The organism is Sphingobacterium spiritivorum ATCC 33861 (genome assembly GCF_000143765.1).
GTDB lineage: Bacteria > Bacteroidota > Bacteroidia > Sphingobacteriales > Sphingobacteriaceae > Sphingobacterium > Sphingobacterium spiritivorum.
The window spans coordinates 564,733-581,128 of the sequence record NZ_GL379770.1 but is presented as its reverse complement, the minus strand read 5'-3'; the positions used below and the strand labels follow the sequence as shown (position 1 = coordinate 581,128).

Here is a 16,396-nt window from a genome sequence, read left to right as displayed (position 1 = left end):
AGCGTTTAGTCAAATATAGGATTATTTTACAGGTTTTCTATATACCTGTCCTCAACTTATCCGCCTCACAGGGACTTCTCTTTTCAGACTGAATTGCTTATTTTTGTCAAAATGCCTGACTATACCAAACAATTGCAAAAATACATGCCGGAACTGGCTGCTCCCATTATCTCTCAATGGATCATTGACTCTAAATGTTCCTTTAAGATCAGCCGGGCACGTGCAACAAAATTGGGCGATTATCAGGCTCCATACCGCGGAGAATCCCATAAGATCTCCGTTAACAACAATCTAAATCCTTATTCTTTTCTGATTACCACAATTCACGAATTTGCGCACCTCCGAACCTGGCAACAACATAAGAATAAAGTCAAACCACACGGAACAGAATGGAAGGACAATTTCAAATTTCTGATGGAGCCCTTTCTGAAGCTGCATATTTTCCCGGAAAAAATACTGCATGCCGTTATCAAATACCTCAACAATCCGGCAGCTTCCAGCTGTACCGACCTGCATCTGTTCAGGACATTAAAAGAATATGACAGTGCACAGTCTCCCGTCATAACGGTAGAGATGCTCAATCAGGATGATCTGTTTTCAATGAAAAACGGACGTGTATTTCAACGAAAAGAACGAATCCGCAAGCGATACAGGTGCGTAGAAGTCTCTACCAACCGTATCTATCTCTTTCATCCTGTCGCAGAGATATATCCAATCCCTGATCCGTCTCTTTAATCAGATATTTCTTGTATTTTTATTCTTCAAACTACTATTTATGAAAAGAACCGGTTTCCTTTTATTATTTTCTGCTGTGCTATTGTTTTCCTGTCAAAATAAAGAGTCAGAAAACAAATCTGTACATGATACCTCAGGACTTGATTCTGTCGCACTGAATGCTATTTCAGAGAGTAGCTACAAAAAATATGTGGAGGAACTTTCCTCCGATCGTTTTATGGGCCGAAAACCATTTACCAAAGGTGACACACTGGCTGTAAACTATATCCGCGAACAATTTGAACAGCTTGGTCTGGCTCCTGGAAACGGAGACAGTTATTTTCAGGAAGTCCCGATGGTAGAAATCAACAGCACTGCTCCTGCGCAACTAACTTTTACAGGAGCAAAAGGCAGCGTGACTGTAAAAGATCTGGAAGACTATGTTATAGGCAGCCGACAGTTGCAGGAGCAAATACAACTTGATCAATCCAAACTGGTCTTTGCTGGATTCGGAATTATTGCACCCGAATACGGTTGGAACGACTATGCAGGTCTGGATGTAAAAGGTAAAACAGTCATCGTCATGGTCAATGATCCCGGACACTATGACAAGACTTTATTTAAAGGTGACACCATGACTTACTACGGTCGCTGGACATACAAATATGAGGAAGCTGCCCGTCAGGGTGCTGCCGGTGTGTTGCTGATACATGATAAAGCCGCAGCAAGCTATGACTGGGACGTTGTCAAATCAAGCTGGAGCGGATCCCAACTGGATCTGGTATCTAAAGATAACGGAGCATCTAACTGTTTATTTGAAGGATGGATCTCTGCCGCGACAACTCAAAAGCTGCTTGCTCTTTCAGGATCAGGACAAGCTGTACTAGAAAAAGCTAAGAAACCGGGATTCAAGCCTGTTGATCTGGGTCTGACCACAAGTCTTACACTTAAAAACAAATTCAGAAAATCTGCCTCCAATAATGTGATTGCCCGATTAGAAGGAACTTCACGAAAGGACGAAGTCATTATTTATTCCGCTCACTGGGATCATCTTGGCATTGGGGAAGCCATAGCCGGAGACTCTATTTATAACGGCGCGATTGATAATGCTGCAGGTGTATCCGCTCTTTTTGAAATTGCAAAGGCATTCAAAGCCGCAAAAATTAAACCTGAGCGTACGATTGTATTTATGGCACTGACCGGAGAAGAGCAAGGTCTGCTGGGCTCGGCCTACTATGCTTCGCATCCTGTCTATCCCTTCAAAAAAACTGTAGCAAATCTCAATATGGATGCTTTTAGTCCAATGGGTGCAACCAAAGATGTATCTATTGTGGGCATGGGTCAATCGGAAGTAGAAGACTATGCTGTTCGTTCTGCTGCAAAGTTCGGCCGTGAAGTCCATGATTCCGGCAACCCTTCTTCAGGAGGATTTTTCCGTTCGGATCATTTTAGTTTTGTCAAAAAAGGTGTACCGGCCATATTTATGGGAAGTGGAAAACAATATCTGGAAACAGATTCTGCACAGATCCTCAAACGTACAAAAGCTTTGGCAGGCCGTTATCATAATGTAACTGACCAGGTGGATGAAAACTGGGATTTCGGAGGTATACTTGCAGATATCAGATTGTTTTTTGACATCGGCTATACCATGAGTCTGGAAAACTACTTCCCGAAATGGAAAGAAACATCCGAATTTAAAAATATCGGAGCTAAGAGATAGCACAATAATCAATAATTTGCCTTTATATGCAATCAATTAAATTGCACATAAAGGCAAATTTATCTAAGTTTGTGACCGAACATTAAAAAAGAGAACTCATATGCTACACTTACATTCAACATTAGCGATTGTCCTACTACTTGCATTGGTGGTATCGATAATCATTACGTTGGCCAACTTTGCCGGCAACAAGCCTTACAATCGTAAAATTGCGCTGATAGGACTAATTTCTGCTCACTTACAATTAGTTGTAGGTTTAGTACTATTCTTCGTCTTAAAATACCCTTCTATGATCTCCGGAAGCGTGATGAAAGATCCTACTTTGAGATTCAAGATTATCGAACACCCTTTGACTATGATCATCGCTATCGTATTGATCACTATCGGATATTCAAAAGCTAAAAAAATTACAGATGCTAAAAAAGCAAATCAAACTGTATTGATCTTCTTTATCTTAGGTCTTATCTTTATTCTGGCACGTATTCCATGGTCTACATGGTCATTTTTCGTTTAGTCCTGTATATTCCATATATATGAGTGAGGCCTGCATATGAAAATATGCAGGCCTTATTATTTTGATCAGAGATACAGTTGGCGGGGACGCCAACTGACGCTGTGTTTGTTGTTCACAGATGCTATACCTGAAGACCTTCTTTATATGTTGTTTGCATGGAAAACCCAAAATGACGCTATGTTTGTTTCTTACTAATGCTACAACCCTACCGACTTGCTTATGTATGCTGTATAGCGGGGATGCCAACTGACGCTGTGTTTGTTGCTCACAGATGCTATACCTGAAGACCTGCTTTATATGTTGTTTGCATGGAAAACCCAAAATGAGGCTGTGTTTGTCTCTTACTGATGCTACAACTATAGTGGGGACGCATGAATACCGACCTACTGATATATTGTTTGGCCGGAAGGCACCAACTGACCCGGTGTTTCCTACTGACTTGCTTATATTATGTTTGGGGTAGATACTATCGAATATATAAGGATATCATATGAAGCCGGGAATGAAACACTATGCAGAAAGATTGTGACCGGCCTGTGAGCCTTAGTCTGACAACAGGAAATGTATACTTATTCTGTTTCTTATTGCTAAGAACATACAGGCACAAAAAAATCCTGTCGGTTGAGCGACAGGATTTTTATATTTAAAGTTTCCTTTTTACTTATTTCTTGCTTCCGAATCCTAAGATTGAAAAAACAGTTTTGAAAGCGATAACAGACGCAATGATCAACAAAATGTTTGCGATAGCCGAAAAAAGAAATGAATCCTGAATAAATCTTACAAATACTCCTGCAAGACCAATAACAATAGCAACTGTTAACGTTACATAATATTCTGTACGGTTAGCGTTATTATCTGTCTTTTTTGGCTGTCTTTGCGCTGCTGTATTTTCCATGTTTGTATTTGAATGAATGTTACGGGACAAATGTACAAAGTATAGCAGTAAACAAAAAATTTATTTCCAAAATAGTCAGCATTTTATGCGCTTCCTGAATATGATTTACAAAAATGAATGATTTTATCTATTATTGCAGAGAAATAAAGTATTATGCAGAGGTATCTGATCATTTGTCTATTATTCGTGTTACCGTTTCTTGCTGTAGCGCAACAAAATACTATCGAAAACTTTACGATAAAAGAAAATCTGACACAGAATGGAAAACTGGCTATAGTGGCTCTGGATACAGCCGAACATGCTAACGAACGTATCAACGGTACATATGCTTTTAGCTTAAACGGACTTAAACAAGACCTTATTTTTCATAATGGTGTAGCTGTAGCGACCAATACAATTGAATCTTCTACTTTTGTATTCTTCAAGCATAAAAATCAGGAACATTCACTGGGTAAGTTATATTATATTTTCAAATCGGACAAAGGGCTGAATCCGGTTAAGATCAGCGGGCTGATTCTGCTTGTTGTGCCTTGTATTATCTTACTGATTGCTTATACTTTTCGTCGTTTTCTGGTGACAGCTGTTATTCTGGCGCTGGTATATGTGTTCTTCAACTATTCTCAGGGTCTTAGCATTTCCAATCTTTTGGAGAGTATATTTATGGGAATTAAGAGCTTCTTCTAAAAAGGGAAACCTATTCCGAAATTATATTGCACAAAATTATAACGGTCCGGTGCATGTGTGGAATTGAAAGCATCTTTGAATTCTTTTTGATTAAACAGATGCTGGATAACCCACTGCTCACTGCCCTGAAACTGCGGATCCTTGACTTTGACACCTGCATCGATCCGGATGACAAAGTAGTCGGAATCAAAACGCAATCCGAAGCCTGAACCGATGGCCATCTGACCTAAAAATTTATTAAATCTGAATTCGCCACCTGGATTTTGTTCGTTCTCTTTCAATCGCCATATATTACCAAAATCCACAAAGGTTGCCCCATTCAGTTTTGCTCCCAGAAGTTTGTTCAATATCCGGAATCTATATTCAGCATTTCCTTCAAGTTTTATCTCTCCCAGCTGATCCAGATTACGCAATCTCAACCGCAGGTCCTCCGTTAGTCCTTCCCTATTGTAATTACCCGGTCCTAGTGTACGTGCCTGCCATGCCCGTATACCATTCATTCCTCCACTGTAAAAATTCTTTTCGAAAATCAACAAGCTGGAGTTGTTGCCATAAGGAACAGCTATTCCCGGATTAATACGGAATATAAATTGCCGGTTACCACCCAGATGTCTGTAAAGACGGTAATCCAGCTCTATTTTAGCATATTGCAGATACGGTACTTTGAAAAGTGTACGCTGTCCGTCATTCTCCGGAAAGCTAAACAATTTGTTGGCTAATCCCAGTATATTACCACTCAGGTCTAAGGCTCCGCGGAAATAACTGAAATTCTCGAGCTTCAGGAGTTTTGGCGCATTCAGGGTATAGGAATACTGAGACCCTAAACCAAAGTACTGACGATCATTACTCTGTACATACAACAAAAAACCTTCATCTATCAGTTGCTGTTTGAAAGCTTCATTGAGGCGTCCTACACGATATTCCAATACAACAGGCGTAAAACTATGTTGTTTATTAGCCGTTTCAAACCAGGTATAGTTCAATGTGTTGGTCAGATAGCGGTTGGAATAGGTATTATCCTGATTAAAGATCTGCAGATTGGAAGAGAATGTCGTTCGGGGCAATCCATATTTTCCTATGCTGTTGAAAATGCCGAATGGCACCATCAGACGCGGAAAGGACAGATTAGCGCCAATCTGAAAGTCATTATTGAATATTTTGTTGGCTAATCCTCCTTTGATACGGGGATCAAACAATACACCATAACGCAATTTTACTTCAAGCTGTTCGGCTCCGCCGAAAATATTCCGGTGTGAGAAAGTATTGGCAATATTAAATCCGCTCATACCGGATCCAAACGTATATTCACCCTCGATCTGATTGCCCATGATCGGACGGGGAATGAGTTCGTAACTTACATTCAGTTTATTAGAGTCTACCTTTTCATACTGTATCTTGACACTTCTGAATCCATTCATCTCATACAATCTGTCGTAGGACAGATTTTCTTTACTCAAATCATATTTTTCTCCTGAGCGCACAAACATATAACGCGCAATAGGCTTGAGTCTGAAATTACCTGTCTGATCCTCATAATGGATATTCAAACTGGTATCCACATAGTTTTTGGCTCTTCTTCCTGATACATTGTTCAGATTCCGGATCTTCAATGAGGTTTTATTAATTTCATAAACCGGATGTTCCTGTAGTTGCGGAGGATTTTCGATCGTAATCTTGAGATCTGTCTGGTAATTGCGTAGCCCGGAATCAACGCCCACCCGCATATATTGGCGGAGGTAGTCATAATAACCCTGATTTTTCATCAGGAGAAACAATTGCTCCCGTTCTGCCAATAGTTTACCCGCATCGTAGATATCTCCTTCTTTGACAGGAGAACTACTGCTCAGTCTGGATTCGTAGAGTTCTTTTACCTGTGGGTCTTCAAAAGTATAAGTCTTGGTTCTGATTTTATATGGCGTACCGGGATCTACTTTGAAATCTATATGTGCTCTCTTTCTTGCAATCTTCACTTCTGGTTGTACCTTTGCATTAAAGTATCCTTTAGTCTGCAGGAAGCGCTGTATCTGCTGTCCCGAAAGTTCTACCAGAGCCGAATCCAGAATGCTGGGAGCCTCTCCTACATTTTTTATGTCGGCTTTCTTGTATCTGCCGTCTTTGGTATTGAATACATTATAGATAAACAGGTTGACTCTGGAATTTGGTCTTAGTTCACTTGAAATATAAAGTGAGGATTGTTCCTTCAGACTGGCATTTACACCGGAGACACTCACATTTGTTACCAAAGCATGATCGTCTTCCAGGTATTTTGTTGAACGACAAGATGTAAAAATTAACAACAAAAGCGTTATACTTGCAAATGCGAAAAGGGTCGTTTGTTTAATCATTAAAAATGTTATCAAAAGCGCAAATCAGTCTTATTACATCTCTACAGCACAAAAAGTTTCGTAAGCAACATGGCCTTTTTGTCGTAGAAGGAATAAAATCCGTAACCGAGTTTTTATCTTCAGCATATGACGTGCATGCACTGTTTTACACAGCAAATGTGACTACAAAAGTGGTTAAAATACCGCACAATATAAAATCTTATGAACTGACTGATAACGAATTCTCAAAAATCAGCCAACTCAAATCACCTCAGGGGATATTAGCACTGGTCAGGTTACCGAAGGAGAAAACTCCTGAACAGCTGGATTTTGCCAATCAGTTTACACTTGTATTGGATGATGTACAGGACCCCGGTAATCTGGGCACCATTATCCGTACTGCCGAATGGTTTGGATTTAAGCATATTGTCTGTTCGGCAGGAACAGTAGATGCCTATAATCCTAAGGTAGTACAAGCGACCATGGGTTCGCTATCCCGTACGCAGATTCATTACACCGATCTGGAGTCTTTCATCCGTACAGTCCGCTTACCTGTTTTTGGAGCATTACTGGATGGTACGTCGATCTATGAGACGCGCTGGGGCAAAGAGGGTCTGATTCTTATGGGAAATGAAGGTAACGGCATCAGTGAAAAACTATTAGATCTTATAGACCATGCTGTCACTATACCCCGTACAGGACAGGCTGAATCGCTCAATGTAGCTGTTGCAACCACGATATTTTGCAATGAAATTGCGAGAATGAATTTTATATAATGGCGGAGTCTTCTCAAAAATCGATCTACACCCTGCAATTTGCTCTTCTATGTCTTAGTTCTCTGCTCTTTTCGTCGAGTTTTAATATGATTATACCCGAATTGCCAAATTACCTGAGCAATATGGGCGGAGCAGAATACAAGGGGCTTATTATTGCATTATTTACACTTACAGCGGGTATCTCCAGACCGTTCAGCGGAAAACTCACCGATCGCTGGGGACGGGTGCCCATTATGGCTGTCGGATCTGTGGTCTGTTTTTTCTGTGGTTTTCTGTATCCCGTACTTACTTCCGTTTCCGGATTTTTGATGTTAAGGCTGATCCATGGATTTTCCACTGGATTCAAACCTACAGCGACTTCGGCCTATGTAGCTGATATTATTCCCCGTGAGCGCTGGGGTGAAGCTTTAGGGTTACACGGACTTTGTTTCAGTATTGGGGGTGCCGTTGGTCCTGCAATAGGGAGTGCTATATTTCAATCTTATGGCATCAATACCATGTTTTACAGCTCTTCTGTATTTGCGTTGTTATCCATTGTCATTGTGATCAATATGAAGGAGACGCTGAAGACAAAGGAAAAACTCCATATTTCTATGTTCAAAATATCCCGTTCGGATATTATTGATATCGGGGCTTTACCGGCAGGTATCGTTACTTTTCTGTCTTATTCTGCCTATGGTGTGATTCTGACCCTTATTCCTGACTGGAGTGAACATCTGGGTCTGAGCAATAAAGGTGTTTTCTTTACTGCCTATACAATTACCTCTATTCTGATCCGCTTTGTTTCGGGAAAAGTCTCCGACAGATACGGACGGACCAAAGTTATTATGGTCGGTCTGGTCATTGTAGCGCTATCGCTCTATCTGATCAGTGAAGGGGATTCCTTCTACCGGCTTATGCTTGGGGCGAGTGTATATGGTATCGGTACCGGTATCTTATCTCCGGCAGTAAACGCCTGGACCATTGATCTGAGTCATCCTCAGCAACGGGGCCGTGCTGTTGCGACCATGTATATTGCACTGGAGGCAGGTATCGGATTAGGTGCATTATGTGCGGGATTTTTCTATCAGGATATCATCTCCAGAATCCCTCAGATCATGCTGGTCAATTCAGGCATCTTATTTGTAGCGCTGGCGTATATGTTTTGGTGGGAAAAATCAAAAAAGATAAAACCTACAGTCCATATATAATGTTATTAGATAACAAAAATCACAAATCATACTCATCTATATGGAAGAAAAAAAAACCTCACAACCTTACGCACTGGGTCTGTCGTCAAGTCTCTTTGCACTGGTGCTCATTATTGCACTGATGTATGTCACTCAAAGCGTATTGGTTCCGCTTTTATTTTCTATTATCATTTCCATTACCCTTTTTCCGATTGCTAACTTTTTAGAGAGAAAGCTTCATTTTGTACGTTCTCTTGCGGCTATTGTTTCCGTCATTATAGCGATACTGATCATCGGAGGTCTGATTTGGTTTATTGTTCATGAAAGTATTATTATCGGCAAGGATGCTACCGATATTACGAAAAAGGTCATGTCCGTAGTCGAGAGTTTCCAGTCCTGGGTTGAGGGCCGCTTTGGTGTACAACGCAGTGAAATGGCAGCTCAGTTTCAGGAACAGAGTAACAAAATGCTCAACAATGTCGGGGGGTACTTATCGACAGCATTTGGTTCTATCGGCAGTACACTTGCGGGAATGGTTCTGGTACCCATTTTTATTTTTTTCCTGTTGTATTACCGGGATTTCTTTAAGGAATTTTTCTTTAAAGCCTTTCCGAACACCGAAAATCAGAAAGTACACGGGGTACTCAACAGGATTTATGAAGTGATCCAAAGCTACTTTTTAGGATTGGTCACCGTAATGGGTATAGTGGCCGTGCTGAATACCGTAGGATTAATGATTATGGGAATAGAATACGCCTGGTTTTTCGGGTCCTTAGCTTCGTTTCTGATGTTGCTGCCTTATATTGGCATCGCTATCGGATCTATTCTGCCTGCTCTGTTCGCATTGGCAACAAAAGACAATGCCTGGTATGCGATAGGCGTTATTGCGTGGTTTCAGGTGGTACAGTTTCTCGAAGGAAATATTATTACACCAAATATTGTGGGCGGAAAAGTGAGTATTAATCCATTGATGGCTATTATTGCTATTCTTATCGGAGGTATGATCTTCGGATTGGCAGGTCTGATCCTGGCATTACCGATGACAGCTGCACTGAAAGTAATATTCGATGCTATCCCTTCTATGCAGGCGATCGGTTTCCTTATCGGAGAACCTGACAAAGGACATCTCAAACGCAATTCAACACAGGAACTGCTTACCAAGTGGGGGATCGTACGTCCGGCAAGACTGAAAAAGAAAAAGGTTGCGGAAACTCCGAAACCTAAAGACGACAAGAATACTGAGAATTTATAGTTTATGTTGCATGGGGCTCAGGCCCCATGTAATTTAAAAGCGATACCCTATTTTTTTCATCCGGCTTACTTCCAGCGAATATACCCCAAACTCTTCCACAACCTTACCGGTCAATTGATAGAATCCGTTACCAAGAAAAGGATAATACTGTAGTGTGACCGGAAAATGTACAGTATCCAGCCAATCAGCATTACAATCCAGAAAAGTTCCGAAAACCATCCGCTCCTTGCGGATCGTCGAAGTCTCCTTGATCGTTACAAGGCGGCCTATCATGCTGACTTCTTTACCTAATAAATGAACCAGATCTCTCACATGGACTGTATCAGTCAGGTATTTCGGATCCAGCAGATCAAAAAAATCGCCGACGATAAATCCCATTAATTCCAGTTGATCTTTATAATCTTCCATAGGCTCTTCTTCGAATTCGGGCAACTGAAAATCAAGCTCAGGAGTTTCAAAAAGGGATACTTCCAGAATTTGCTGCCGGGTAGTCATAAAATTAGCTTCCCACAAAAGGGCTTTTTTATTTTTCCCGGTAAAGCGTAACGCATCAATACGGATCAGCAGATTCAACTGTTCCATACCCGGCGACAACCGGGCAATAAAATCATTCAGATCCCGGTATATACCGTTTTTTTTGCGTTCGGTAATAATGTTATGCGCAAATTTTTCTTCCAGTCCCTGTAAATGGATCAATCCTACGTATACGGTATCGTTAACAATGTTGGTATAGTACTGACTGTGATTGATACATGGGAGCTGTACATGAGCACCCGTCTTGAAAAGTTCCTGAAAATAAAATTCAGTACGGTAAAATCCGCCGAAGTTATTGATCACGGCGACATAAAACTCACGCGGATAATAGGTCTTCAGAAAGAGACTTTGGTAACTTTCCACAGCAAAAGATGCACTATGTCCTTTAGCAAAAGAATATCCGCCGAAGCTTTCCATCTGCCGCCACACCTCTCTTGTCACCTGCTCTTCATATCCTCTTTCGCGGCAATTATCAAAAAAGGTCTGCCGCAGTTTCTCAAATTTATTTTCCGAACGGTATTTCCCGCTCATTGCTCTGCGCAGAATATCTGCCTGATCCAGAGAAATACCCGCAAAATGGTGTGCGACTTTGATAACATCTTCCTGGTAAACCATTACGCCGAAAGTCTCTGCCAGCAATTCTTTCATCTTCGGATGGAGATATAGCACCTTATCCCGGTCATGATAACGTTCTATATACTGTTTCATCATTCCGGACTGCGCTACTCCCGGCCTGATAATGGAACTGGCTGCAACGAGTGTAAGGTAATCGGAGCATTGCAGCTTGCCCAATAGCTGCCTCATTGCCGGACTTTCGATATAAAAACAGCCTATTGTATCTCCTGAACGGATCTTCTCTGCCAGCAAAGGATCTTCAAAAAAGCGTTCCACCTGATGAATATCAATATGTTTTCCCGTATTTTCTTCTATCAGTTGCAAGGCATCTTTGATATGTCCCAATCCTCTCTGGCTTAATATATCAAACTTGAACAATCCGACACGTTCGGCTTCAAACATATCCATATGGATAGTCTGAAAATCTTTGGGCGGAAGTTCTACCGCCGCATAGTGGCATATGGGTTTTTCGCTGATGAGTACTCCACCGGCATGTACACTCAGATGGTTGGGAAAGTGTTCGAGCAATTGTCCGTACTTATGTATCCAGCCCTGTATCTTATCTTCTGTACGCCATTCGCGCTGTGCAACGAGCTGATCGATCTCTGCCTTTGGCAATCCGAATACTTTGCCCAGTTCCCGGATAATAGCACGTCGTTTAAAGGTACTGTACATCCCCAGTAGCGCTACGTGCTGCCGTCCGTACCTTTTGAACATATAATCAAAGATCGCATCCCGGTCTTTCCAGCTGAAGTCAATATCAAAATCCGGAGGTGAGCTCCGGTCGGGATTGAGGAAGCGCTCAAAATACAGATCCAGTTTGATCGGATCTACATCTGTGATCCGAAGGCAATAAGCGACAATAGAATTGGCTCCGCTCCCTCTTCCTACATGATAAAATCCTCGCTCGTGTGCATACCGCAGTATATCCCATATGATCAGAAAATAGGCATTAAATCCCTGTTTACCGATCATCTTTAGTTCTTTTTCTACACGTTCGAAAGCCTCCTTATGCTCTGTCCCATAGCGCATGACACAGCCTTCCATCGCCAGCTTGCGCAGCAGATGGCGATCATCTTCTTCGGTAGTTGTAAAATATTTACGGTTCTTATCGGTTTTCAGCTCCATGCTGATATGACAGCTATCTGCGACCTGTATGGTTCGCGAAATCACTGTTGGAAAGCGGGCAAACTGACGAACCAATTCCACTTCAGACTGCAGCATTTCATCGCTTCCGGCAATATCTTCAGGAAGAAGCTTGGAGAGCAGCGTATTGCGGGCTATTGCACGCAAGAGGCGATGTAAGTTAAAGTAAGTTCTGTCCTGGAATGTTACCGGGCTCAGCATCACGAAACGGTCTGCAGCAAGATCCTGCTGCAGTTCCAGCCGGTTCAGATCCTGCGGACGCAGGCCAATCAACTCCCCTTCCCGGAGTGCACTGACGGATTTCTGTCCGTACCGGTAAATAATCCAGAGATGTTCGGTTGACAGTTCGGGTTCTGCCGGGAAGTTTTCCTTACGCTGATTGTATGCAGACAAAAACTGGTTGATCTGGAAAAGACCTGTTTCATTGCGCGCTAAGAGGATATAACAGAATACATGGTCGTTGCGGATTTCTGTTCCCAGAATCGGCTTGATTCCCTGTTCTCTGCATTTTAACACAAAATCCCAGCTATCTGCCGTATTATTGATATTCGTCAGTGCAAGTGTGTGTATATCCAGTGCCCTGGCATCTTCTACCAGTTGTTTGGAAGAAAAAGTTCCGTAATGGTAACTAAACCAGGTTTTACAATTTAAATACATTAATTTCTCTCTTTTTCCGGTGGTTTGGGAACTGATATTGCCCTTTTGACAACTGCATCTCCGTAACGTTGCCGGATATAATCCATCGCCTGATAAAGCCGCACACTCTCTACCGTGTCTTCAAACAAATCAATCTGATACTGTCCCTGTACCAGATGGCTGAAACGTACGCCAAGCAGCCGCACCAATAGCCGCTTGTCGTACAGTTTCGCAAAAAGTTCTTTGGCCTTGGATAGCAATACGGCATCCGAAGCTGTATATGGAATAACCATTTGTTTACTCACTGTGTCAAAATTGGAGTAACGCAGTTTAATGGTAATGCAACCTGTAAGACGGCGATGCTGCCGCAACTGAAAGGTCATTCTTTCGGTCATACGGATGAGTTCGCTCTTCAGATAGTAAAGATCAATGGTATCCTGTTCAAAAGTCTCTTCCGTCCCTATACTTTTTTGTTCAGAATAAGGGACTATGGGCGTAAAATCTATTCCATTGGCTTTACGGGAGAGCTCTACGCCATTCTTACCCAGAAGATTCTGCATCATGGGAACAGGAATTTCACTCAATACCTTGATGGTACGAACGCCCATCTGATGCAATAATCCGGAAGTTTTGTTACCTATACCGGGCATTCGTTCTATCCGAAGCGGAGCGAGGTAATCTTTTTCAAGTCCATGTTCTACTTCCCGTTTTCCGTCAGGTTTGGCATCTTCCGTTGCGACCTTGGAAATGAGCTTATTGGAAGCTAAAGCATAACTGATCGGCAGACCGACTTCTTTTCGCACCTTCTGCTTGAGCTCTGCCATAAACTGACTGCAACCAAAAAAACGATCTACTCCGGTGAGATCTGCATAAAATTCGTCTATGCTGGCCTTTTCCATAACCGGCACATACTCACGCACGACATCGGTCACCATCCGGGAATAATAGCTGTAACTGTCCATATCTCCACGGATCACAATGGCCTGGGGACACAGGCGCAGGGCAAGTTTCATAGGCATAGCACTGTGAACACCGTATAACCGCGTCTCATAACTGCATGCTGATACGACAGCACGATCACTCATTCCCCCGACAATCAAGGGTTTGCCCACAAATTGCGTATTCTTCAACCGTTCTACACTCACAAAAAATGTATCCAGATCAAGATGCGCCACAAAACGCTTATCTCCCTGCCAAATCATAAGTAGTTTCAAAAACAATCAAAATTACTAACATTTTTAGTATTAAAACTAATATTTTTAGATTTTTAATCGAATTAAGCATTTAATTGTTCAAACCGGTCAAAAGATTATACTCCGTTTCATTGGCTGTTTATTCCTTTTCAGAAATGATTTTTGAGGGTTTAGTTAAAAAACATGTGCTATTCAAAGAATAAACCTCAATTTTGTATCTTACAATATATACACAGTATTGACCATACAATAATCTTTTCAAGTTTGATGGAATACAATAAAGAGGTGATCATTACAGAAAAAAAACTTTCTACAAATAAGGTCAAAAGAATCTTATTAGTGGTTTTTGCCTTCCTCTTGTTTTATCTGGTTTCTTTCCTTATAGATCCCTACGGCGAATTCTGGCAGGAGTATTTTCAACGGGGTATATTTGAAATCATTGAAGAGTTAGTTATTTCCTTTATCTTTTGTTTTCTGATCTCGGAATCCAGCATTTTTATTCATTCCCGTCTGAACAAATATGCCCCCTGGACAAAAAATAAGATAAAAAGACTGGTACTGGAACTCAGTCTCAATTTTTTTGTCGTACTGATCCTCATTGTTCTGAATTCTGTATGTTATTATCTGATCTATGATGACCCGGCCTACTCTCAGTCCGAACCGTCTATAGAGGAAATCCGCAACCTGCTGCAGTTTATTATTGTCAGTATGATTATTTCCTTTATGATTATCTCGATCAATACGGGAAGTTACCTGATCAATAACTGGGTAAATACAGAGACACAGGTCGCAAATCATAAATTGCGTACAGCAGAATGGAAACAGGCTTCTGTAGAGGCTGAACTTAATGCCCTGAAACTACAACTGAATCCGCATTTTATCTTCAATAATCTGAGCGTACTCTCCGAACTTATCCTCGAAGATCAGCAACTCGGCTATGCTTATTCAGAGAATTTTTCCAAGGTATATCGCTTCCTGCTGGTCAATTCCAAAAAGAATATGATCCTTCTGGAAGAAGAGCTGAAATTCCTGAACTCTTATATTTTTCTGATTAAACATCGGATCGGAGAAGGCGTTCATTTTGAAATCGATGTACAGGAAGAGAGTAAAAATATGTATATCCCTCCGCTGACCCTCCAGTTACTTATAGAAAATGCCCTCAAGCATAATAAAACGGATCGGAAAAATCCGCTCAGAATAACAATCCGTACCAGTACACAGCATATATTAACAGTAGAAAACACCTTATCCCTGATAGAGAAACCTGAAGGTTATTCTACAGGTATCGGACTGACTAATATTATCAGTCGTTTTAATCTTCTGTCCAAACAGCCTCCTGAAATTGTGACGAGTACGGACTCATTTAAAGTAATTATTCATTTGATGGAATATGACCGATAAGATAGTAATAGTCGAAGACGAAAAGCTCAATGCAGATCGCCTTAAGCGTTTGATCCACACCATACGACCCAATGCCTGCATAGTGGCGGTATTGGACAGTGTCAGTGATGCGGTAGTCTGGTTTTCTAAAAACGGAATGCCGGATCTGGTGATGATGGATATCCGGCTGTCTGACGGCGTGAGCTTTGATATTTTCGAACAAGTGAAGATCGATTGCTTCATTATTTTTACTACAGCTTATGACGAATATGCTGTTCAGGCTTTCAAATATAACAGCGTAGATTACCTGCTTAAACCAATCGAACAGGAGGAACTCGAAGTGGCTTTCAGAAAAGCAGAAATGTATAATTCCATTAATACCAACCATCGTTCGATAGAGCGCTTATTACATTATATCCAGCCAAAAGAATACCGAACAAGGTTTTTACTTCCCTTCAGAGACGGTTACAAAACGGTACAGGTGAGTGAAGTCAAATGTATCTATGTAGAACTGAAAGCGATCAAGGCCCGTCTCAAGAACGGAACAGATATCTTACTCTCACAGAGTATGGAAGAACTGGAACAACAACTTGATCCCCGCATATTTTTCAGAGCTAACCGTCAGTTTATTATCCATATTGATGCTGTACAGCAAGTGGTCAATTACTTCAACGGTAAACTTAAAGTGATATTAAACGGTATCGATCTGCAGATCATCGTGAGCAGGGAAAAGGCTATTGTACTCAAAGAATGGCTTGATTCTTAATCGCGGAAATGTCCCGAAAAATGAGGCTTGTTTCTTTGTATTGCGCTCAGGAGAGTGTCTGCAAAACACCTCCTCATT

The 16,396-nt window shown here is 41.4% G+C and carries 13 protein-coding genes; 9 read left to right on the top strand and 4 right to left on the bottom strand.

Features of this window, described 5'->3' with window-relative positions:
* The first annotated feature begins 111 nt into the window (after window positions 1-111).
* The 3 genes from HMPREF0766_RS02755 (at window position 112) to HMPREF0766_RS02745 (ending at window position 2,948) form a co-directional block, all read left to right on the top strand.
* Window positions 112-735 (top strand): SprT-like domain-containing protein, encoded by a 624-nt coding sequence (locus HMPREF0766_RS02755; protein WP_002993478.1) that lies wholly within the window; start codon window positions 112-114, stop codon window positions 733-735.
* 40 nt (window positions 736-775) lie between these two features.
* Window positions 776-2,434 (top strand): M28 family peptidase, encoded by a 1,659-nt coding sequence (locus HMPREF0766_RS02750; protein ID WP_002993477.1) that lies wholly within the window; start codon window positions 776-778, stop codon window positions 2,432-2,434.
* A gap of 100 nt (window positions 2,435-2,534) precedes the next feature.
* Window positions 2,535-2,948 (top strand): hypothetical protein, encoded by a 414-nt coding sequence (locus HMPREF0766_RS02745; protein ID WP_002993476.1) that lies wholly within the window; start codon window positions 2,535-2,537, stop codon window positions 2,946-2,948.
* Between the two features lie 661 nt (window positions 2,949-3,609).
* Here the strand turns inward: HMPREF0766_RS02745 and HMPREF0766_RS02740 are convergent.
* Window positions 3,610-3,843 (bottom strand): hypothetical protein, encoded by a 234-nt coding sequence (locus HMPREF0766_RS02740; protein ID WP_002993473.1) that lies wholly within the window; start codon window positions 3,841-3,843, stop codon window positions 3,610-3,612.
* A gap of 153 nt (window positions 3,844-3,996) precedes the next feature.
* Here HMPREF0766_RS02740 and HMPREF0766_RS02735 point away from each other — a divergent pair, with 153 nt between their 5' ends.
* Window positions 3,997-4,527, top strand: a complete 531-nt coding sequence (locus HMPREF0766_RS02735) for a hypothetical protein (RefSeq protein WP_002993472.1) — start codon at window positions 3,997-3,999, stop codon at window positions 4,525-4,527.
* Here HMPREF0766_RS02735 and tamL read toward each other — a convergent pair.
* Window positions 4,524-6,872, bottom strand: coding sequence for a translocation and assembly module lipoprotein TamL (gene tamL / locus HMPREF0766_RS02730; RefSeq protein WP_002993470.1), 2,349 nt, complete (start codon window positions 6,870-6,872; stop codon window positions 4,524-4,526). The two genes, HMPREF0766_RS02735 and tamL, sit on opposite strands and share 4 nt — an antisense overlap.
* A gap of 5 nt (window positions 6,873-6,877) precedes the next feature.
* Between tamL and HMPREF0766_RS02725 the strand changes: the two genes are divergently transcribed.
* Genes HMPREF0766_RS02725 through HMPREF0766_RS02715 form a run of 3 tightly spaced genes read left to right on the top strand, consistent with a single transcriptional unit; the run spans window position 6,878 to window position 10,048 of the window.
* Window positions 6,878-7,627: a TrmH family RNA methyltransferase gene (locus HMPREF0766_RS02725; protein ID WP_002993468.1), complete on the top strand. Its 750-nt coding sequence runs from the start codon at window positions 6,878-6,880 to the stop codon at window positions 7,625-7,627.
* The gene (locus tag HMPREF0766_RS02720; protein ID WP_002993465.1) at window positions 7,627-8,817 is read left to right on the top strand and encodes an MFS transporter; all 1,191 of its coding nucleotides are present in this window, start codon (window positions 7,627-7,629) and stop codon (window positions 8,815-8,817) included. The genes HMPREF0766_RS02725 and HMPREF0766_RS02720 overlap by 1 nt, the downstream gene beginning before the upstream one ends.
* Before the next feature lie 40 nt (window positions 8,818-8,857).
* Window positions 8,858-10,048 carry an AI-2E family transporter gene (locus tag HMPREF0766_RS02715; protein WP_002993464.1) on the top strand — a complete coding sequence of 397 codons (1,191 nt, stop codon included), beginning with the start codon at window positions 8,858-8,860 and terminating at the stop codon, window positions 10,046-10,048.
* A gap of 33 nt (window positions 10,049-10,081) precedes the next feature.
* Here the strand turns inward: HMPREF0766_RS02715 and HMPREF0766_RS02710 are convergent, their stop codons facing one another.
* Window positions 10,082-13,000 carry a DNA polymerase III subunit alpha gene (locus HMPREF0766_RS02710; RefSeq protein ID WP_002993462.1) on the bottom strand — a complete coding sequence of 973 codons (2,919 nt, stop codon included), beginning with the start codon at window positions 12,998-13,000 and terminating at the stop codon, window positions 10,082-10,084.
* Window positions 13,000-14,181 (bottom strand): DNA polymerase IV, encoded by a 1,182-nt coding sequence (dinB, locus tag HMPREF0766_RS02705; protein ID WP_002993460.1) that lies wholly within the window; start codon window positions 14,179-14,181, stop codon window positions 13,000-13,002. Before dinB ends, HMPREF0766_RS02710 begins: the two co-directional genes overlap by 1 nt.
* 258 nt (window positions 14,182-14,439) lie before the next feature.
* On the opposite strand from dinB, the gene HMPREF0766_RS02700 reads away from it, so the two are divergent.
* Window positions 14,440-15,573: a sensor histidine kinase gene (locus HMPREF0766_RS02700; RefSeq protein WP_002993457.1), complete on the top strand. Its 1,134-nt coding sequence runs from the start codon at window positions 14,440-14,442 to the stop codon at window positions 15,571-15,573.
* Window positions 15,563-16,318, top strand: coding sequence for a LytR/AlgR family response regulator transcription factor (locus HMPREF0766_RS02695; protein ID WP_002993456.1), 756 nt, complete (start codon window positions 15,563-15,565; stop codon window positions 16,316-16,318). Before HMPREF0766_RS02700 ends, HMPREF0766_RS02695 begins: the two co-directional genes overlap by 11 nt.
* Window positions 16,319-16,396 lie beyond the last annotated feature (78 nt).